An 18,332-nucleotide genomic window follows, 5' to 3' on the forward strand; every position below is an offset into this window, starting at 1 on the left:
CTGAGCCGTGATCACTGTTCAGCGGGTGCGGGTGCGGTGGACCGCGGAGTCCCGCGGAGCGCCCGGGGCGAACGCCCGCCGCGGCCTGTGCCGCCCGGCACCCCTCCCCTTGTCGATGCCGCCCGGCGCTGTGGCGATCCACGACGTGCTCGCGGACGAAACGGCTCGATACGTGCCACGGGACGAGGTGACCGGCGGCGATGACGCCCGTGACCTCGACCTGCTGCTGTCCCCGAAGGGCGCGGCGCTGGCCGTCGACCGGTTGCCGGGATACGTCGCCTACCCGCAGCAGAGCGGCCCGGCCCGCCTCTTCACCCTGCTGCCCGGGCAGATCGGCCGCTACCGGGCGAACTTCCGGTTCACCCACACCACCTGCCCGTGCAACCCGAGCTGGTACTACGAGGACTGGCTGGTCCACATCGCCAACGGCCCGGTGGCGCCGGACGCTTTCACGTCCCGCATGCCGGACCACAACATCGACCACCGTGTCCACCTCTACGGTGGCTCACGACGCCCGGCGGGCAGCAGCCATGGCTCCTGAACTGGGATGGGACGACGTCCAGGAGCTTTTCGACCCGTACTCCATGGGGTCTCTGCCCGATCTCTGCGTTCCGGGAACCACCGCGCGGGACTGGCAGGCGCTCCTCGATCTCGTCGTCGCGAGCGGATGGCGCTTCGAGTATTCCGAGGGTGACACGGTCGTGCCGCTGCCCGCCGCCGCGACGGCTCTCGTCCGAGACCCTGATGAGGAGTGCCCGGATCTGCGGGTCTGGCCGGCCGCCGGCATGCTGATGATCTTCAGGTTCTGGTCCGCCGAGGAGATCGACTTCGACGTGGATCTGCGGGAGATCCAGGGCCAGGAGCGGCTCGACGAGTTCTGTGCCTTCCTGCGCGCCGTCGGCGGGCACCTCGGCAAGCCGGTGCTGATGAGCCACGAGGGCGGTAATCCGGCCCAGCACCCGCTGCTCGGCTACTCCCCGGAAACCGGCCAGGTCACCGTCTTGACCCCACCGCTCGTGTCATAAGGCCGCTACCGTCGGTATCCATGGTCTCCCCCCGGCACCCCGTCGACGTCCTGCTGCTGCTCCGCCGCGACGATCAGATCCTGCTCGCGCTGCGCGACGGCACCGGGTACGCCGACGGGCAGTGGAACCTGCCCTCCGGCAAGCTCGAGTTCGGCGAGGACGCGGTCACCGGGGTCATTCGCGAGGCGTACGAAGAAATCGGCATCACCCTCGCGCCCGCCCAGCTGCGTCTCGCCGCCACGATCCACCATCGCAGCAGCGCCGAGCACGCCCGCATCGGTCTCGCGTTCGCCGCGACCTTCGACTCCGGCGCGCACGGCGAGCCGCTCAACGCCGAACCGCACAAGTGCGCCAAGATCGCCTGGTTCCCCGCCGGCCGGTTGCCGCCGGACACCTACCCTTACTCCGCGGCGTGCGTGCGGGCGATGCTCGACACCACGCCGTTCGTGCTGAGCGGCTGGGACGACTGAACGGGAGTCAGCGGCATGGATCACCCTTTGGTCGGGCGGGCCACCGAACGGGCCGCCCTCGCCGCCGTGCTCACCGCCCCGGCCGCGACTCCCCTGCTGCTGCGCGGCGCCGCCGGATCCGGCAAGAGCGCCCTGCTCGACGTGCTCACCACCGACGCCCGGGTCGCCGGATTCCGTCCGCTGCGGGCCGCCGGGGTCCAGGCCGAGACATCGATTTCGTACGCGGGACTGCACCAGCTCCTGCACGCCCTCCTCGCCGCGGCCGACGGCATGGACCCGGGACATCGGAGGGTCCTGACCTCCGTTCTCGGCGGGGTGCCGGAGCGCGCGACCTCGGTGATGGCCGTCGGCGTCGCGGTCCTGGACCTGTTCGCGGTGGCCGGCGCGGTCACGCCGCTGCTGGTGGTGGTGGACGACGGGCAGTGGTTCGACGTGCCCAGCACGCAGGTGTGCGCGTTCGTCGCCCGGCGGCTCGGTGACCTGCCGATCCGGTTCGTGGTGGCAGTCCGCGACGACGAGCCGTCCGGGTTCGACGACGCCGGGCTGACCGAACTCGCCGTGCCGCCGCTCTCCCCGGAGGCGTCGGCGACGCTGCTCGACGAGCGGTTCCCCGGCCTGAGCCCGGAGACCCGGCACCTGACCCTGACCTACTCGAGCGGCAACCCGCTGGCCCTGGTCGAGTTGCCGGCCGGGCTGACCGGCCGGGACGCGGGCGACCCCGGGCCGCTGCCGCTGCCACGCCGGCTGGAGCGGATCTTCGCGGGGCGGATCGCGGCGCTGCCGGTGGCCGAACGCGCCGACCTGCTGCTGATGGCGTTGGACGGGGCCGGACGCACCCACGCGCACGGCGCGCAGTACGTCCCGCGCGAGGTGGTCGCCGCGCGCCGGGCCGGACTGCTGGAGGCCGGGCGGCCGGTGTTCCGGCATCCGCTGATCGCCTCGGCGGTGGTGCAGGCCGCCTCGCCCAACGAACGGCGCGCCGCGCACACCACCCTGGCCGGGCTGCACGCCGCCGACCTGGAACGACGTGCCGTGCACCTGGCCGCGGCGACCGTCGACCCGGATCCGGAGGTGGCCGCGGCCCTGGAGCGGGCCGCCCGGTCGGCGGTGCGCCGGGGCGGGGCGGTCACGGCGGTGCAGTGGCTGACCCGGGCCGCCGAGCTGAGCCCGCGGCCACGCGAGCAGGCCCGGTTGCTGGCCGACGCCGCGTACGTGGCCGGACAGTCCGGCCAGCTGGAACGCGCCGAGATCCTGGTCGCGGCGGCCGACGCCGCGGACGGCCGGGTGTCGTCGCCGGACGCGGTGCTGACCGCGGCGTACGTGGCGCTCTACCGGCACGGTGACGTGGGCATGCACGGCACGGTCGCCCGGGTGATCCGCGCCCAGCACACCAACCTCGACCAGACGATGCTGCTGCGGCTGGTCAACCTGATGCTGGCGCTGAGCCAGTTCGCCGCCGACCCGGCCGTCTGGGCGGTCACCGACGAGGTGGTGGCGCTGGTCGAGGAGCGGCTGCCGGCCGAGAGCCTGCTCTACCGGGACGCGTGGAGCGACGTGGTGCGGCGCGGCGCCGGGCTGGGCGCGCGCCTGCGCGAGGCGGTGGCGGCCGGGAGCGCCGAGCCGTGGGACCTGATGCGGCTCGGGGTGGCGGCGTTCTACGTGGACACCTTGGCCGACTTCCGGCCGTACCTGGCCCGGGCCGCCGAGCGGGAACGGGACACCGGCGCGGCCAGCTCACTGATGATGATCATGCAGTTGGTGATGCTCGACCACCTGGCCGCCGGGCGGTGGGACGATGCGGTCCGTGTCGGCGAGCAGGGGCTCGCGATGACCCGGCAGCATGGGTACGACCTGTTCGGCCAGCAGTTCCGGGTGTTCCTCGGCCTGCTCGCCGCCCAGCGGGGCGACACCCGCACCGCGTACGAGCTGCAGGCCGTGGTGGACGCGTGGGCCCGGCCCCGGCGGGTGGGTTCGCTGCTCCGCTTCGCCGAGGAGATCGGGTTGCAGGCCGCGTTGAGCACCGGCGACTACGAGACCGCCTGGACGTACGCGATCGGGATCACCACGCCGGGGACGTTCCCGCCGTATGCCCAGCTCGCGCCACGGACCCTGCTCGACCTGGTCGAGGCGGCGCTGCACACCGGCCGCGACGAGTTGGCGGCCGCTCATGCGCAGGCTGCCGTACGGAAGAATCTCGCGGACCTCTCCCCCCGCCTCGCCCTGCTGACCGCCGGCGCCGCGGCCATGGTCTCGCCCTCATCGGCGGCGTACGCCGCCGCGGTGAACCTCCCGGCCGGCGCGGACTTCCCGTTCGAACGGGCCCGGATCCGCCTGGCCGAGGGCGCATGGCACCGCCGCCAGCGCCGCCCCACCGAGGCCAAGCTGGCGCTGACCGACGCCCTGACCGCGTTCGAACAGCTGGGCGCGGCGCCGTGGGCCCAGCGCACCCGGCACGAACTGCGGGCCGGCACCCCGCACGGCGGCACCGGCACCGACCGGCTGACCACGCTCACCGCGCAGGAACGGCACATCGCCGAGCTGGCCGCGACCGGCCTGAGCAACAAACAGATCGGCGCCCAGCTGTTCCTCTCGCCCCGCACGGTAGGCGCCCACCTCTACCGCATCTTCCCCAAGCTGGGCATCACGTCCCGAGCCGCCCTCCGCGACGCTTTGGCCCCCACCTGACCCGGTGGTCGGACGGCTGAGGCCGGCTGGCCAGGCGGGGCGCGCGTGGGTCACGGTTCGTCACGCCCGCCACGGTCGGAGGGCGACCGACGCACCCCAGTCGTCGCTACTCCTGGACTGTGATCGCCAGGGCCGGGCAGAGGGCGGCTGCTTCGCGTACCACATCGGTCTGACCGGCATCGGGAGCGGCCGTGAGCAGGACAGCGATCCCGTCCTCGTCCCGTTGGTCGAAGACCTCGGGTGCGGTCATGACGCACTGCCCGGACCCGACGCACTTGTCCTGATCCAGGATGACCCGCACGCCGCTCACCAGGTCACCGGGAGTTCGTAGACGCCGTAGACCGCCCCGTCGTGCTTGAACGGGATGTCCGCCAGCGCGGCCGCCCGGCGCAGGGTCGGGATGCGGCGGTAGAGCGTGCTGTAGACGACCTGCAGTTCCAGGCGGGCCAGCGGCTGGCCGAGGCACTGGTGCACGCCGAACCCGAACGCGACGTGCCGGCGGGCGTCGCGGGTCAGGTCCAGCGTTCCCGGGTCGGTGAACGTGCCGGGGTCGCGGTTGCCGATGTCGTTGGCCAGGATCAGCCCGTCGCCGGCGCGGATGGTGACACCGGCGATCTCGATGTCGTCGAGGGCCACCCGGCGCCGGCCGGTGTGGGTGATGTTCAGGTAGCGCAGCAACTCCTCGACGGCGCCGGCCACGAGTTTCGGGTCGTCGCCGTCGCGCAGCAGGGCCAGCTGATCGGGGTGTTCGAGCAGGGCCAGGGTGCCGAGCGCGATCATGTTGGCGGTGGTCTCGTGCCCGGCGACCAGCAGCAGCACGCCGATCCCGGCGGCGTCGGAGCGCTCCAGCTCACCGGCCTGCACCCGGGTGACCAGTTGTGACAGCAGGTCGTCGCCGGGGTCGGCGGTCTTCTGCGCGAGCAGCCGGTCCAGGTAGTCGTGCAGGGCCCGGAACGACGCACCGCGCTGCTCGGCGGGGACACTGCGGCTGATCAGGTTGCGGCTGTGGCCCTGGAACAGGTCATGATCCGCGTACGGGACGCCGAGCAGCGCGCAGATCACCAGCGACGGCACCGGCAGGGCGAACGCCTCGACCAGGTCGACCGGCTTCGGCCCAGCCACCAGGTCGTCGATCAGATCGTCGACGATCTTCTGCACGGCCGGCCGCAGCGCCTCCACCCGCTTGATCGCGAACGGAGCGGTCACCATGCGGCGCAGCCGGGCGTGCTCCGGGTCGTCCATCAGGATGAAGCCCAGCTTCTGCGTGCCGGTGGGCCGGCCCGGTGCGGGGAACGGATACCCGGGCCGGGTGACGTCGGCGCTGAGCCGCGGGTCGGCCAGCAGACTGCGCTGCTCGGCATAGCGAGTGACCAGCCAGGGCGTGGACCCGTCCCACAGCCGGACCCGGGTCAGCGGGGCCTCGTCCTGGAGCCGGTGCAGCTCCGGGGGCGGATCGAACGGGCAGCCGGCCGCCCGGGCCATCGGGAAAGCGGGAACGGTATCGCTGGTCACTGGGCGGAACCTCCTCGATACAGCCGCGCTGAGGCCTTCGAGCGGATTGGTGCCGTTCCGACCCAGTCAACGCCCGCTCGACCCGTTAAGTCAAGCGCTTGATTTAACGGCGTGGTCCGCCCGGCCCGGCGGAGGGATCATTGCCGGGTGCCGCCTCGTGTTCTCATTGCCGACGACGACCGTGCGATCAGGGAGTCCCTGGCCCGCGCCCTGGAGCTGGAGCGTTATGCCGTGACCACCGTCGCCGACGGGGCGCAGGCGCTGGCCTGTGCCCGGCGGGAGTCGTTCGACGTGCTGCTCTTCGACGTGATGATGCCCGGCCTCGACGGTCTCGCGGTGTGCCGCAGCCTGCGCGCGGCCGGCGACCGTACGCCGGTGCTGATGCTCACCGCGCGGGTGGAGACGCCGGACCGGGTCGCCGGCCTGGACGCCTCGTTACCGCCGCTGTCACAGCCGCCCACGACCACGAGAACTGTCGCCAGAACCGCACTGGAAATCACTTTCGACCGCATGAACCAATGAGCCTTCCTGGTCATTACCCGAGCATCCCGCCCGCGCCATTCCGGCCCAGTATTGCCGAATCAATCGTACGAAAAACGGTTTGTCTGCCTTTTCTTACCGGCTTCTTACCAGCGTTGTGAACAGCGTTATACATAGCGTCCACCCGCCCCCGCCACAGCCCGATCACAGCTTCTGCCGCGGGGCTGATTACAGTGCGCGTCCATGGGACACGTCTTGGCCCGCCTCGCCGGTTATGGCGTGGTGCTGGTGCCGTACGGGCAGTACACGTTCGCGCGGTCGGACGCGGCGCCGCATGCCGTGCTGGTGACGAACTGGCGGGAGGACGGCCCGGCGACGGCGCTCGTCGACCCGGCGGACCCGCAGTCCGCGCCCGGGATCGTCGACGTGGCGCCCGGCCCGGACGTGCTGATCGGCGTCGGCCAGACAGTGACCGACCGCCGCACGATGGGTGACGGCGTGCAGGTGATCGAGGTGACCTACCAGCACGAGGGCGACCCGTGGTGGCAGGCGCACTACCTGCTGCCGCGCCAGAAGGGCCGGGTGCTGGTGTTCACCGCGCAGTCCCGCGAGCCGGGCATCGCCGCCACTCGCGAGGGCCTGGAGTGGATGCTGGCCCTGGACTGACCGGCCTTCCCACCCGCGTCATCCCCGCCGGGGGTCGTCCAGCAACCCGGCGCGCTGGGCGAGCATGGCGGCCTGGACCCGGTTGTCGCATTGGAGTTTGGCGAACACCCGGTACAGGTGGGTCTTGACGGTGCCTTCGGAGACGAACAGCTGCCGGCCGATCTCGGCGTTGGACAGGCCCTGCGCCAGCAGCACCAGGACCTCGGTCTCCCGGTCGCTGAGCAGTCCGACCTTGGCCAGATCCTCCTCCGGTCGCGCGGTCGCCACGGGGAGCCGGTCGAGAACCTGCCGGGTGACTTTCGGCGACAGGTAGGCGTTGCCGGCCGCGGCGGCGCGGACCGCGTACGCGAGTTCGTCGCCGGCTGATTCCTTGAGCAGGAAACCTGCCGCGCCGGCGTCGAGGGCCCGGGCGACGTACGCGTCCTCGCCGAAGGTCGTCAGCACCAGGACCCGTACCGCGGGTGTCAGCCGGCGGATCTCCTGGAGGGCGGCGAGGCCGTCCATGACCGGCATCTGGATGTCGAGCAACGCCACGTCCGGCCGGTGCCGCAGGACCAGGTCCACTGCGGCCCGGCCGTCGGCGGCCTGCGCGATCAGTGCGATGTCGGTGGCCGGGCGCAGCACCGCCTCGATCGCGGTCCGGATCAGTGCCTCGTCGTCGGCCAGCACGACCCGCAGGGTCTCGCTCATGGTGTCGTCTTCCGCTGTCGTCGGTTCATCGGGGCAGGTCAGTCGAAGCTCTGTTTGTCGACGAGAACGCCGTCGCGGAAGCAGAACCGGTAGTACAGGTTGCCGGTGTCGGTGGCGAGCTGGTCGAGCAGCGACGCCTGATAGTCGACGCAGGTGGCGCCGGGCACCGACCGGCCGCCGTCCGCGTCGGTGACCCCGGCGTCCGGGTCCGGCAGCAGCGCGCGGACCTCGCGTTCCGGCTGCCCGACGCGGGCGGCGTCGTAGACCTTCCGGTCGACTTCGACGAACGTCGTGGTGACCCAGACACCGGCCGCGCACAGCACCAGGGAACCGGCGATGGACAGCGTGGTGGCGACGAGGGCGAACCGGGATCGGCGGCGGTCGCGGTCCATCACCGTCGCGAAGTCGGCGCCGGCCGCGACGTCCGGCAGCCGGCGCTGGTCCGCGACCGGTGGTGCCGGGTTCTCGCTGAGGTAGGGCAGCGTGGCCGCCAGCCGGAACCCGCCGTCCGGGGTCGCCCCGGTGTAGAGCATCCCGCCGGCGACCCGGACCCGTTCGGCCAGCCCCAGCAACCCCTGCCCGGAGGTGGGATGTGTCGTCCGGTGCCCGGCGGTGTTCGTCACCCCGGCGACCAGGGCGTCCTCGTCGTAGCGCAGCAGCAGCACGATCCGGCCGCCCTGTGCGTGCCGCAGCGCGTTGGTCAGACCCTCCTGGATCACCCGGTACGCCGCGTGTTCGGTGAGCGCCGCCAGTGGCCGGGGCTCGCCGTCGCGCTCCACGCTCACCTGCGCCCCGGTCGCACGGGCCTGCCCGGCCACCTCGTCGAGGCCGGTCAGCGGTCGTACCGAGGACTGCGTGTCGTCCTGCCCGAGCAGGCCGAGGATCTGCCGCAGCTCGGTCATCGCCCCGGACGCCGTCTGCCGGACCAGCTCGGCGGTCTCCGAACGCTCGTCGTCACCGGCCGGGCGCAGCATCCCGGCGTACAGCGAGATCAGGGTCAGTTTGTGCCCCAGCGAGTCGTGCAGGTCCCGGGCGATCCGGGTCCGCTCCCGGGCCTGCGCCTGCCGGGCGACCTCGGCCTGCTCCCGGTGCAGCTGCAGGTTGCGCCGGTGCATGGCTCCCAGCAGGACCCGCCGCCGGCGCACCAGCCGGGCCACACCGGCCGGGAGCACCGCCAGCACGGCGAACCAGCCGGTGAACACCACACCCCACGCCAGGTCGAGCGACTGCTCGCCGAGCACGGCGCCCAGGTAGCAGAGCCACGCCGCGAGCAGGGCCGCCGCCACCTGCCACCACCGGGCGACGCGATAGGCCAGCGACGCGCTCAGCACCACCAGCAACACGTCGTGCTGCCCACCGGTGGCCAGGCCGACGAGGGCCGCGGCGACGTAGGCGACCAGCGGGTACGTCAGCCGCAGCACCATGATGACCGGTGTGGACAGCCCGACGAGCCACGGCGCCGGCGGGAACCGGTCGGCAGCGACCGCCGTGACCGTGACCACGACGGTCACCAGCACCGTCAGGCAGATCTCGTAGGTCAGCCGCCACGCCCCGGCCCGGCCGATCACTTCGCGCCAGCGGGCCGGCCATCGCACGGTCATCCGTGTCACCCTCACCTCGATCGTCGGCCCGACGAGGATAGCCATGACGGTCGTCCGTGCCGCCGGCGGAGCTGGGTGCGCACGTCCTTGACGAGCGCGTACCCGGCATAGATCGCCGTCAGGCCCAGGAAGAACGCGAGCCAATAGCGCCGCTCGGTCAGCAGGATGTCGATGAGCAGTCCCGTGGCGATCAGCCCGGCGGCGCGCAGGAAGCGCTCGGCCCGGGAAAGGTTCCGCTCGACCCCGTCGATGTTGACGCTCACCGCAGGTTTCCTTTCGTTGGCTTGCCGTGTCATTCGGGGAGGGTCAACGCCTTTTTCTGTACGAGGAGACCGCCCGCGAAACAGAACCGCCACAGGTCCGGCCCACTCGCCTCGATGGGCTTGAGCGTGTAATAGACACACGAGGCCCCGTCCGGCATCCCGGCCCGGCCCGGGTCCTCGCCGTAGACGTCCTCGTCGGGCATCGGGTCGATCGGGTCGGGCAGCGCTGCCCGTACCGCCGGTTCCGGGGCGCCGGCTTTCTGCGCGTCGAACTGCCGTTTCGTGATCCCGGCATCGAGCAGGTCCTTGCCCGTCGTCCAGGCCCGATAGCCGGTCAATCCGATGCCGCCGCACAGGACAGCGATCACGATGGCGAGAACGATGACGACTTTCCGCATGGCCATTCCTCCGACGTGGTGGGGATGACCAGAAGCTTCGCCGGAAACGGCAGCCGGGTCGTCAGTGCTTCGTCGGATCCCGGCGGCCGTCCACTACGACGAAAGTGATACCGGTGGCCAGCCGATCAGGCGGGCGAGTTCGGCGGCGGAGTGGTCGTCCGTGTCGACTCGCATGTCGCCGAGGCCGGCTCCCTCCAGCGCCTCCGCCTCGGTCACCGCCGCTGCGTGGGCCTTTGTGAGGACGAGTTCGGGCTGGCCCCGCAACACGTCACCGGCGATCGGCGGGCCCTCGCCCCTCCCCCGTCGCCGGATGCGGTCGCCCAGCCGTTCCGGGCTCGCGTGCAGCCGGCAGAGCGTGACCTCGGCCGGGGCGAGCGCCTCGGTGTAGCGCCGGACCTGGCTCGGCTGGTCCACGGTGCCGACCACGACCAGGCGCTGTGCCCCGTACCCATGGAAGTTGATCCACACCGCGGCGAGATTCGCGGCCTGGAGCCGGTGACGGTCCGGCCCGGCGTGCAGGAAGCCGATCTGCTGCAGATCCACGAAACCGGTCGTGTGGCCGGCCTGCCGGGACAGCTGGGCGATCTCCCAGCCGACCGTCGACTTGCCGACGGCCGCCGGGCCGCAGATCCAGAGGATCTCGCCGGGCGCGGAGACCGTTCCCGGCCAGGGACCCGCCGGCCGCCCGGCATGCCTCCCCATCGGTCGCGGACGATGTCGAGGACGTCGGCGGGGGTGCGCGCGGTGGTGTCCAGGCACGGGTACGGCAGGCCGGTGCGGTCGAGCACGATGGCCTCACGCAGCGCCGCTTCCCGATCCTCGGCCGGGTTGGCCCGCAACTCCAGGCGGCGGCGCAGCTCCGGCTGGTCGCAGCGCAGCCGCAGCACGGTGAGCGCCGCATGCGGCAGGTGTTCGGTGTGGATGCCGCGGCGGGAGTCGATGTATCCGGAAACGATCAGGCAGCTGGCGCCGGCGGCGCGGAAGTTGGCCACGACGCGGCCCAGGATGCGCGCCTCCAGCACGGTGCGGCCGGGGTCGGCCGGGATCTCCGGGTAGCACATGCCGATCTGGTCGATGTCGACGTGCCCGGCACCGGGCATCCCGGCGAACAACTCCCAGGCGGCGGTGGACTTCCCCACGCCGGCGGGGCCGCACAACCAGAGCACGGGAAGGAGATCGGGCACCGTCGCAGCCTCGCGCGCCGCCGCGACACCGGCAACCACATTTCTGGTACGCCTACGTGCCGGCCGGGTGCGAGTCGGCGGGGGCACCACGATGCGCGCGACCGGCCGTGCTGCGGCTGCGGCGACCGGCCGTCAACCGCCAGGCCAGCTGGGTCAGCAGGGCGCCCGCGAGTGCCGTGCCGAACGCGGCCGGGATGCCGATCGGCACTGGCCGCAGGCGCAGCAGCACCTGACAACCTGATGCTGCGGACTCGCCGAACGGCACTCAGCCCGGGAGGTGGGGGCGCAACCCGTCCAGCACGATGGCGCGTAGCCGGGGTGCCCGGGTGTGCTGTTCCTCCGGGGTCACCCGGGACAGGTAGCCGATGAGCAGGACGATGTCGCGCGCGTCGACGTCGTCACGCACTGTCCTGGCCGCCCGGCCCGCGGCCAGGAGCAGGCCGACCGCCTCGTTGATCCGGCGGTGGCTGTGCTCGCTCACATCGGTGCGCATCGCGGCCTCGACCGAGGCGAACACTCCGCGTTTCACCCACGCGTACTCCTCAACCCGTTCCAGCCATCTCTCCAGCGCCTCGGCGGCCGGCAGGTCGCGTACGAGCACCTCGGCGGCGTCGCACATCTCGTCGACGTCGCGCCGGTAGACCTCCAGCAGCAGGGCGTCACGCGTCGGGAAGTGCCGGTACAGCGTTCCCTGGCCGACGCCGGCCGCTTTCGCGATCTCGTTCAGCCGGATCTCCTCCACGGTGGCGGCGCGGCTGACCACTTCCTTCGCGACCTGCAGGATCCGGGCCCGGTTCTCTGCCGCGTCGGCGCGCAGCGGCGTCATCGGGCCCTCCTTCACTGGCATAAGCGGACACGTGTCCGCTAGAGTGGAGACGCAAGCGGACATCTGTCCGCTTCCTTCTCGAGGAGAATACGCGATGACTTCGATCCTGGACGTATGGCCCGCCCGCGTGGTGGTCATCACCGGCGCCAGCAGCGGCATCGGAGAGGCGACCGCCCGCGACATCGCCGGCCGCGGTGCCGCCGTGGTGCTCGGCGCCCGACGCCTCGACCGGCTGGAGAAGCTGGCCGCCGAGATCCGCGATCACGGCGGCCGGGCCACCGCGATACCCGTCGACGTCACCTCGCGGGACGACATGACCGCACTGGTCGCCCAGGCGGTCGACGAGTTCGGCCGGCTCGACGTGCTGGTGAGCAATGCGGGCATCGCCCGGCTCAGCCCGATCGCCGACCTGGACGTCGATGCCTGGAACGCGATGATCGACATCAACGTCCGTGGTGTGCTCAACGGGCTCGCTGCCGCCATGCCGGTCTTCCAGCGGCAGCAGCGCGGCCACTTCGTCACCACGGTCTCCACGTCCGGCTTGAAGATCGTGCCGACCCAAGCGGTGTACGCCGGGACGAAGAACGCCGTGCGCACCCTCCTGGAAGGACTACGTCAGGAGTCGACCTCCGGCTGGCTGCGGACGACCTCGGTCTCGCCGGGCTACGTGCGCACCGAGCTGGCCGATCACGTCGACGACCCGCAGCTGCGCGAACAGACGCGCAAGAACATGGCGGAGTTCGCCATCAGCCCCGAGGCGGTCGCTCGCGCCATCGCTTTCGCGATCGAGCAACCCGACGATGTCGAGATCGGCGACATCACCATCCGCCCGACCGCGCAAGGTTAGTCCGCAGGCCCGGGTTGGCCTCACCGCCGCCCTCGGGGACGAGCCCGCCGCGCACGTTCTGCGGTCCTGTTCCTGGCGGTCTCCCGGCGGTCTCCCGGGTTGTGATCACGCGTCCGCGGCGCGCCGGCGCTCCACGAAGGCGCGGGCCTTGGCCCGGTTGCCGCAGACCCGCATCGTGCACCAGCGGCGCGTGCCCTTGGCCGACGAGTCCCAGAAGACCCAGGCGCAGTCGCCGGCCGGGCACTGCCGCATCCGGGTCCAGGCCCCGGTGAGCAGCCCGGTGGCGTAGCCCGCGACGACCGTGCCCAGCCCCGCCATCACCGGCCCGTCGTGGGTGCCGGCGAGCGTCCCGGCACCCGGCGACACGACGAGGGGGAACGCCCGCAGCACCACGGCGAGATCGTCACCATCGGCCGGCACACCGTTGTTGGCCAGGGTCATCTCCCGCAGGCCGGCGCGCAGCCGACCCGCCAGGGCGAACTCGTCCGCCGTCACGGTGACCCCGGCCGCCAGCAGCCCGGCCCCGGTCATCCACGCCGCGAGCGCCGCCGGGCCCTCGGCCCACTGATCGGTCCCGAGCTCGACGTCCATCGAGTTGACGAACGCGAGCACCGGGCCGAGCTCGGCCGGAAGCGGATGCGGTCCGCTCATCGACGACCTCCTGCCGCTTGACACCGCCACATTACTGCTGAAGCGTGCTAACTGGTTAGCGCGTGTCACCGGTTAGTACTGGAGGGCCGATGTCGTCACCACCCGCGACGGCCGTCGTTGTGGCGCCACCGCGCCGCAACGAGTGGATCCTGATCGCGTTCACGATCCTCACGAACCTCGCCGACGCGGTCATGAAGATCGCGTTGCCGCTGCTGGCCGTCCGCCTGACCGACTCACCGGCCCTGGTCGCCGCCGTGGCCGTGCTGATGACGCTGCCGTGGCTGACCACCGCGCTGCACATCGGCGTGCTCGTCGACCGCTGGAACCGGCGCAACCTGATGATCGGCGCGGAAGTCACCCGGATCGCCGCGATGGCAGTCCTGCTGGTCACGGTGCTCACCGGCACCGCCAGCCTGCCGCTGATCTACGTGGTCGCCTTCGGGCTGGGCGTCGCCGAGGTCATCGCGCTCACCTCGGCCGCCTCGATCGTGCCGTCCGCCGTGCCGCGGGCCCGCTGGCAGACCGTCACCGCGCGGGTCACCGCGATGGAGTACCTCTGCAACGGCTTCCTCGGCGCCCCGCTCGGCGGGTTCCTGGTCGCCGCGGGCTTCGCGCTCGCGCTCGGCGCCACCGGCCTGGTCTACGTGCTCGGCGCGGTGCTGCTCCTGCTGCTGGCCGGCCAGTTCGCGCCCGGTGCCGGGCAGGAGCGCCGGTCCGTCGGTGTCGAGATCACGGACGGCCTGCGGTTCCTCTGGCGCACCCCGCTGCTGCGCACCATGGCGTTGCTCATCGCGGTCATGGCCGGTTGCTGGAGCGCGTGGCTTGCCATCATTCCGGTGTACGCGGTGTCGGGCCCGCTCGCGCTCAGCGAGAGCCAGTTCGGGCTGCTGATGACCGCGATGGGCGCCGGCGGTGTCGTCGGCACCCTGCTCGTGGGCCCGGTCAACCGGCTGCTCGGCCGGTTCAACGCCGCGAGCCGCCTGGTCGGGTGGGGCCTGACCCCGGTGGCCGCCTTGATCGCCGGTGTCCTGGCCCAGACGGTCGGCTACCGCGTCGCGTTCGGCGTCTTCGCCGCGGTGTGCCTCTGCCTGGTCGTCCCGTACCTCAAGGTGGTCACCGGCGCGGCGCTCACGATCGCCGACCAGCGGTAGGCCTCTGTCCTCAGCCCAGCGCGGACGCGCCCCACCCGGTCGGATCGTCACCGCGGGGCACCATCATCAAAGCCTGCCATCGTACGAGGATGTCCAGCCAGGCCGCGTCGTCAGCCGTCAACGGGCACACCGACTCGTAGCCGGCGAAGAACTCCGCGCGGACCTCGGCCGAGACCGGACCCCAATCGTGGTATCGGGTGCCGAGCAGCACCGCGGCGCGGGCCAGCTCGACGAGCGGGTGGTCGTGCCGGGCCTCCTCGAAGTCGAGGACCGCGGCCACCTCGTCACCCGCACACAGGACGTTGGCGGAGCGGAAGTCGAAGTGGACCAGCTGCCCCGCAAGCCGGTCGGGCGGCGCGGCGGCGGCCCGCGCGCGGAGCATGTCACGGGCCTGCACCGGCAGGTGCCCGGCGTCGCCGTCGAGCCAGCCGACGACCCGCTCCCCCAGCCCTTTGCGCACCGCGGTGATTTTTCCAAGCTTTTCAGCGTACGGACAAACCGCGAGCACGGCCTGCAACCTGGCCACCATCGCGCCCGCCGCCCGTACCAGAACGGGGTTGGCGATGTCGAGCAGGTCGCCCGCCATCTCGTGCTGCAGGCCCACCGAGACCCCGTCCACCTCGACCTGCAGGCGCCCGTCCCGCGCGGGAACCGGCGCCGACACCGGCACATCCTGACCGCGAAGCCAGCTCGTGACGCGCGCAACCTCCGCCAGACGCGCGAACCGGGCGGGCGCCACCGACCATTTCGCGAGCATCCGCCCGCCCGGCGTCCCCACCCAGGCGAGCGCATTGCCGCCACTCATCACGATCCGCTCACAGGAGTCAACGCGGACACCCCAGTGCTGATCCAGCAGCTCAGCAACCCACCGCCCAGCCGCTTCCCCGCTTCGGAAGCCGAACCGCCCGCTGAGCGCCGCGCGAGCATCACCCGGCTCCCACAACATCTCCACCACCGGCACCAGCGATGCGACCATGCGCCGCATCCCACCACAGCGTCGGCCGATCCCGCTCGCCGCACGCCGGATGTGAAGGTTCCGGGGAGAGTCGAACCACCCTCTTCCCCAGCCGCCTCACCTCCCACAAGATCATTTCGAGATGGGGAGGGCCGGGATGTCGAAGCGGTGGGATCGGATCCGTCACGACGAGCAGATCAGCGCGACACGTGCCCGGCCGTGGCGTGGGGTGCTGGCGCTCGTCGGTGTGCTCCTGGTCGTCGCGGGACTGGTCGCCGTCGCGGGCCTCAAGGTTGTCGCCTTCGCGCTGGAGCCCGTCACCTCGCCGGCCGCGGCGCCACCGGAGGCAGACTTCTTCGGCACCTGGTGCTCGCCGCACGGTGACCGGCTCGTGCTCACCGAGGGCCGCGTCACGGTCGACCCGATGTCGCCGATCCTGGCCCGCCAGGTGGCGTTTCTCGTCCCCACCCCGAAACCGGGGAGGTCGCCGCGGTGGAACGACCCGCCGGCCACCACGGCGGCCGGCAGCTGGGGCGTGTCCGTACTGGGAGCCGACCTGATGTCCGGACAGGTGGTGACGCTGGAGATGGAGATGGACAACATCGGCCCGGACACCGTCATCAGCGACGTCCTGGAGTTCGACGTCTACGAACGAGATGACGGGTGGGCTTTCTCGTTACCCTTAAAACCCCGCAACTCCGGCGATTTGCCATTCACCAAATGCCCGGCCGCACAAGGGTGATCTTGGCGATGCCGAATTCCTCGCGCAGTCCCTATGATCGCGTGGCAGTTCATGGGAACAGTTCATTCAGGGAGCGCGGAACGGCATGGCCGACGAGATCAAGTATGAGTACAACACCGTGCGGACGGTTCGCGGCACCGACGGCCTGGTGATCTCGAAAATGCAGAAGGATGGCTGGGAGCTGGTGGAACAGTCCCAGGGCACGCTGCGCTCCACCCTCAACTTCCGACGCCCGAAAAAGGCGGTGCCGAAGCTCCTGGTCGGCGCGGCGGTCGGCGGTGCCGTGGTCCTGGCCCTTGTCATCGGACTTGCCGCGGCCTTCAGTGACGAAAACGAAAAGAAGGACGAGCCGAACAAAACGGCGGCCGCTGCAAGCGAAAAGTCGTCCGCTGGGCCGACTACGACTCCGTCCGCGACCGAGTCGGCCGCCGCCAAGGTGATCACACCGCAGAACAACCCCGAATTCGCGGCACTGCTGAAGCTGGACTACTGCGACGACGCCAACGCGAAGTTCGCCACCAGCCACGAGGGCCAGACCATCGCCTTCAACGGCTCGATCGTGAACATGGCGCGCCACGGCGACTACAACACCCGTTACGACTTCCTGCTGGGCCCCGGCGACAAGGGACCGCAGACGACGGCCGGACCGGCCTTCAAGTACGAGGACGTCAACATCCTCGACTTGAACCTGACCGGCACGAGCATTCCCGCCACCGTGGGCGAGGGCGACAAGTTCCGCTTCGTCGCCGAGGTGGTCGAGTTCAACGCGGCGCAGTGCCTTTTCCATCTCCACCCGGTGTCGACGGAAGTTCGATAGCGGTCCGCTGTCCGCGAACACCGGAACGGTGCCCGCGACGGGGTGATGGACTCCGGTACATGGACATGCTGACACGGGTGGTGGCTGCGGCCGTAGGAGTCATTGCCGGCGCGGGGTTCGGGGTCTGCCCGGCGCCGGCCGTCGCCGCTGACTGCCAACCCGGGGACTGCGTCACTCCCGGCGCCGCCGACGCGGTCCGCCAGCCGATTCCCTACATCTATGTCGGCGTGTCGAAGTATCCATGCGGAGCACTGCAGTCGCGGCAGGTCGACCGGACGGAGGTTGCTCTGTCCGTGTCGAACCGCAGCCGGGTGCCGCTCATTCTCTACTGGCGCACCACGCTCGGGAGCCGGGACTCGGCTCGCGCGCTCCCGCCGGGCAGCAGCGTCAGCTACACCAGCTATCGGGGGCATGCCTGGGAGGTCGCGTCCAGCACCGGCACGTGTCTCTCCCAATTCGTCATCACCGACGATTCCACCAGGGCTGTCATCACCTACAGCTGAAGCCGGGCGTCACCGGGCCCCGAACGGCTTGCGGACCTTGCTGCGCCCATTGGCCGAGGGGGCAGCCCCGGCAGCGGGCGGCGCCTCGATCCGGTAGCCGATCACGTGCTCGATCGGTCTCCAGAGGTCCCCGCCGAGGTTCACCTGGTATCCCCCGGCGGTCACCCGCGAGAGCCCGGTCACACGCTGCGGATCCAGCAGGTCCTGGCACTGCACGAACACCGGCCGGCCGCCCGACAGGGCCGCGGTGAGTTCAGCGGCCAGCGCCTGCCCCTTCGCCTGGCCGGGAAGAGTGGCCGTCCCTGTCAGGAACGCCGCGGCCACCTCGGCGCGACCCGAGTTGCGCGCGGCCGTGGCGACCCCGCGCGCTTCCAGGTCACCCTTGATGAGCAGCGCGGCAGACAGCAACGCGGACGCGGTGACCACCGCCCCGCCGGCGACGAGCGCGACGATCAGCGGTTCACCCAGCGCCTCCCGCACGGCCGTGATCGCCCCCGCCGTCGTACCGAGGACCGCCGCCACACCCCCGGCCCCGGCGACCCATCGCGTCAGCCGGGCCCACCAGCGGGTGATCCCCATCGCCCCGGACCTGATGACCTGGATCGAACCCGGAGTGTCCTTGTTCCACTCGTTGGTGGCGGCCTGCGCGCGCTGCTCGTCGGTGCCGAGCAGTTGCAGGCCGATGAGCAGGTCCTGCAGTTTCACGTTCGCTGTCAGGTCCGCAGCGGGCACCGCCCATTCCAACGGTCGCAGCATCTCCTCCGCGCCCACCGGTTTCTCCGCCATGACCACACCCCCTTTCGCCGCACCGGCGATGGCGAGCCGACCGGTCCGCCATCACTGCGACATCACCACCGGGCAGTCCC

General features: G+C 71.4%; 23 protein-coding genes. 11 read left to right on the forward strand and 12 right to left on the reverse strand.

Annotated features, from left to right (window positions below; translation table 11 throughout):
* Nucleotides 1-7 precede the first annotated feature (7 nt).
* From ADL15_RS32960 to ADL15_RS32975, 4 genes are read left to right on the forward strand one after another with little or no spacing between them, the layout of a single operon-like run.
* Nucleotides 8-541: a hypothetical protein gene (locus ADL15_RS32960; protein WP_232344706.1), complete on the forward strand. Its 534-nt coding sequence runs from the start codon at nucleotides 8-10 to the stop codon at nucleotides 539-541.
* Entirely contained in the window at nucleotides 531-1,025 is a 495-nt protein-coding gene (locus ADL15_RS32965) for a hypothetical protein (RefSeq protein WP_067699326.1), read from the forward strand. The genes ADL15_RS32960 and ADL15_RS32965 overlap by 11 nt, the downstream gene beginning before the upstream one ends.
* 20 nt (nucleotides 1,026-1,045) lie before the next feature.
* Complete coding sequence (locus ADL15_RS32970; RefSeq protein ID WP_067699328.1) at nucleotides 1,046-1,495, forward strand: NUDIX hydrolase; 450 nt, start codon at nucleotides 1,046-1,048, stop codon at nucleotides 1,493-1,495.
* 15 nt (nucleotides 1,496-1,510) lie between these two features.
* A complete protein-coding gene (locus tag ADL15_RS32975; RefSeq protein WP_067699329.1) occupies nucleotides 1,511-4,180 on the forward strand; it encodes a LuxR C-terminal-related transcriptional regulator in 2,670 nt (889 codons plus the stop codon).
* A gap of 106 nt (nucleotides 4,181-4,286) precedes the next feature.
* Here the strand turns inward: ADL15_RS32975 and ADL15_RS32980 are convergent, their stop codons facing one another.
* Entirely contained in the window at nucleotides 4,287-4,490 is a 204-nt protein-coding gene (locus ADL15_RS32980; RefSeq protein ID WP_394326964.1) for a ferredoxin, read from the reverse strand.
* Nucleotides 4,487-5,692, reverse strand: coding sequence for a cytochrome P450 (locus tag ADL15_RS32985; RefSeq protein WP_067699331.1), 1,206 nt, complete (start codon nucleotides 5,690-5,692; stop codon nucleotides 4,487-4,489). Before ADL15_RS32985 ends, ADL15_RS32980 begins: the two co-directional genes overlap by 4 nt.
* 147 nt (nucleotides 5,693-5,839) lie before the next feature.
* Between ADL15_RS32985 and ADL15_RS32990 the strand changes: the two genes are divergently transcribed.
* Nucleotides 5,840-6,214 carry a response regulator gene (locus tag ADL15_RS32990; RefSeq protein ID WP_198171112.1) on the forward strand — a complete coding sequence of 125 codons (375 nt, stop codon included), beginning with the start codon at nucleotides 5,840-5,842 and terminating at the stop codon, nucleotides 6,212-6,214.
* A gap of 201 nt (nucleotides 6,215-6,415) precedes the next feature.
* Nucleotides 6,416-6,838: a hypothetical protein gene (locus ADL15_RS32995; RefSeq protein ID WP_157441742.1), complete on the forward strand. Its 423-nt coding sequence runs from the start codon at nucleotides 6,416-6,418 to the stop codon at nucleotides 6,836-6,838.
* Between the two features lie 18 nt (nucleotides 6,839-6,856).
* Here ADL15_RS32995 and ADL15_RS33000 read toward each other — a convergent pair whose 3' ends face one another.
* The 7 genes from ADL15_RS33000 to ADL15_RS33030 form a co-directional block, all read right to left on the reverse strand.
* Nucleotides 6,857-7,528, reverse strand: a complete 672-nt coding sequence (locus ADL15_RS33000) for a response regulator transcription factor (protein WP_067699335.1) — start codon at nucleotides 7,526-7,528, stop codon at nucleotides 6,857-6,859.
* Nucleotides 7,529-7,566: 38 nt separating this feature from the next.
* Nucleotides 7,567-9,129 (reverse strand): sensor histidine kinase, encoded by a 1,563-nt coding sequence (locus ADL15_RS33005; protein WP_067699337.1) that lies wholly within the window; start codon nucleotides 9,127-9,129, stop codon nucleotides 7,567-7,569.
* Nucleotides 9,130-9,140: 11 nt separating this feature from the next.
* The gene (locus tag ADL15_RS33010) at nucleotides 9,141-9,392 is read right to left on the reverse strand and encodes a hypothetical protein (protein WP_067699339.1); all 252 of its coding nucleotides are present in this window, start codon (nucleotides 9,390-9,392) and stop codon (nucleotides 9,141-9,143) included.
* 29 nt (nucleotides 9,393-9,421) lie between these two features.
* Nucleotides 9,422-9,790, reverse strand: a complete 369-nt coding sequence (locus tag ADL15_RS33015; RefSeq protein WP_067699341.1) for a hypothetical protein — start codon at nucleotides 9,788-9,790, stop codon at nucleotides 9,422-9,424.
* 93 nt (nucleotides 9,791-9,883) lie between these two features.
* A complete protein-coding gene (locus tag ADL15_RS55820) occupies nucleotides 9,884-10,492 on the reverse strand; it encodes a nucleoside/nucleotide kinase family protein (protein WP_067699343.1) in 609 nt (202 codons plus the stop codon).
* Nucleotides 10,493-11,026: 534 nt separating this feature from the next.
* Nucleotides 11,027-11,203 (reverse strand): hypothetical protein, encoded by a 177-nt coding sequence (locus ADL15_RS53380; RefSeq protein WP_157441743.1) that lies wholly within the window; start codon nucleotides 11,201-11,203, stop codon nucleotides 11,027-11,029.
* Between the two features lie 36 nt (nucleotides 11,204-11,239).
* Nucleotides 11,240-11,800 carry a TetR/AcrR family transcriptional regulator gene (locus tag ADL15_RS33030; protein WP_067699347.1) on the reverse strand — a complete coding sequence of 187 codons (561 nt, stop codon included), beginning with the start codon at nucleotides 11,798-11,800 and terminating at the stop codon, nucleotides 11,240-11,242.
* 94 nt (nucleotides 11,801-11,894) lie between these two features.
* Here ADL15_RS33030 and ADL15_RS33035 point away from each other — a divergent pair, with 94 nt between their 5' ends.
* Nucleotides 11,895-12,647, forward strand: coding sequence for an SDR family oxidoreductase (locus ADL15_RS33035; RefSeq protein ID WP_067699349.1), 753 nt, complete (start codon nucleotides 11,895-11,897; stop codon nucleotides 12,645-12,647).
* Nucleotides 12,648-12,752: 105 nt separating this feature from the next.
* Here the strand turns inward: ADL15_RS33035 and ADL15_RS33040 are convergent, their stop codons facing one another.
* The gene (locus tag ADL15_RS33040; RefSeq protein WP_067699351.1) at nucleotides 12,753-13,298 is read right to left on the reverse strand and encodes a CGNR zinc finger domain-containing protein; all 546 of its coding nucleotides are present in this window, start codon (nucleotides 13,296-13,298) and stop codon (nucleotides 12,753-12,755) included.
* 89 nt (nucleotides 13,299-13,387) lie between these two features.
* Between ADL15_RS33040 and ADL15_RS33045 the strand changes: the two genes are divergently transcribed.
* Nucleotides 13,388-14,449, forward strand: a complete 1,062-nt coding sequence (locus ADL15_RS33045) for an MFS transporter (RefSeq protein WP_067699353.1) — start codon at nucleotides 13,388-13,390, stop codon at nucleotides 14,447-14,449.
* A gap of 10 nt (nucleotides 14,450-14,459) precedes the next feature.
* On the opposite strand, the gene ADL15_RS33050 is transcribed toward ADL15_RS33045, so the two are convergent.
* Complete coding sequence (locus ADL15_RS33050) at nucleotides 14,460-15,425, reverse strand: phosphotransferase enzyme family protein (protein ID WP_067699398.1); 966 nt, start codon at nucleotides 15,423-15,425, stop codon at nucleotides 14,460-14,462.
* A 136-nt stretch (nucleotides 15,426-15,561) separates the two neighbouring features.
* On the opposite strand from ADL15_RS33050, the gene ADL15_RS33055 reads away from it, so the two are divergent.
* From ADL15_RS33055 to ADL15_RS33065, 3 genes are all read left to right on the forward strand, one after another.
* Nucleotides 15,562-16,146, forward strand: coding sequence for a hypothetical protein (locus ADL15_RS33055; RefSeq protein ID WP_067699355.1), 585 nt, complete (start codon nucleotides 15,562-15,564; stop codon nucleotides 16,144-16,146).
* Nucleotides 16,147-16,231: 85 nt separating this feature from the next.
* Entirely contained in the window at nucleotides 16,232-16,963 is a 732-nt protein-coding gene (locus ADL15_RS33060; protein ID WP_067699357.1) for a DUF4839 domain-containing protein, read from the forward strand.
* Nucleotides 16,964-17,022: 59 nt separating this feature from the next.
* The gene (locus ADL15_RS33065; RefSeq protein ID WP_067699359.1) at nucleotides 17,023-17,466 is read left to right on the forward strand and encodes a hypothetical protein; all 444 of its coding nucleotides are present in this window, start codon (nucleotides 17,023-17,025) and stop codon (nucleotides 17,464-17,466) included.
* 9 nt (nucleotides 17,467-17,475) lie between these two features.
* On the opposite strand, the gene ADL15_RS33070 is transcribed toward ADL15_RS33065, so the two are convergent.
* Nucleotides 17,476-18,252: a hypothetical protein gene (locus ADL15_RS33070; RefSeq protein WP_157441744.1), complete on the reverse strand. Its 777-nt coding sequence runs from the start codon at nucleotides 18,250-18,252 to the stop codon at nucleotides 17,476-17,478.
* Between the last annotated feature and the right edge of the window lie 80 nt (nucleotides 18,253-18,332).

It is taken from the genome of Actinoplanes awajinensis subsp. mycoplanecinus (assembly GCF_001509495.1).
Lineage (GTDB): Bacteria > Actinomycetota > Actinomycetes > Mycobacteriales > Micromonosporaceae > Actinoplanes > Actinoplanes palleronii.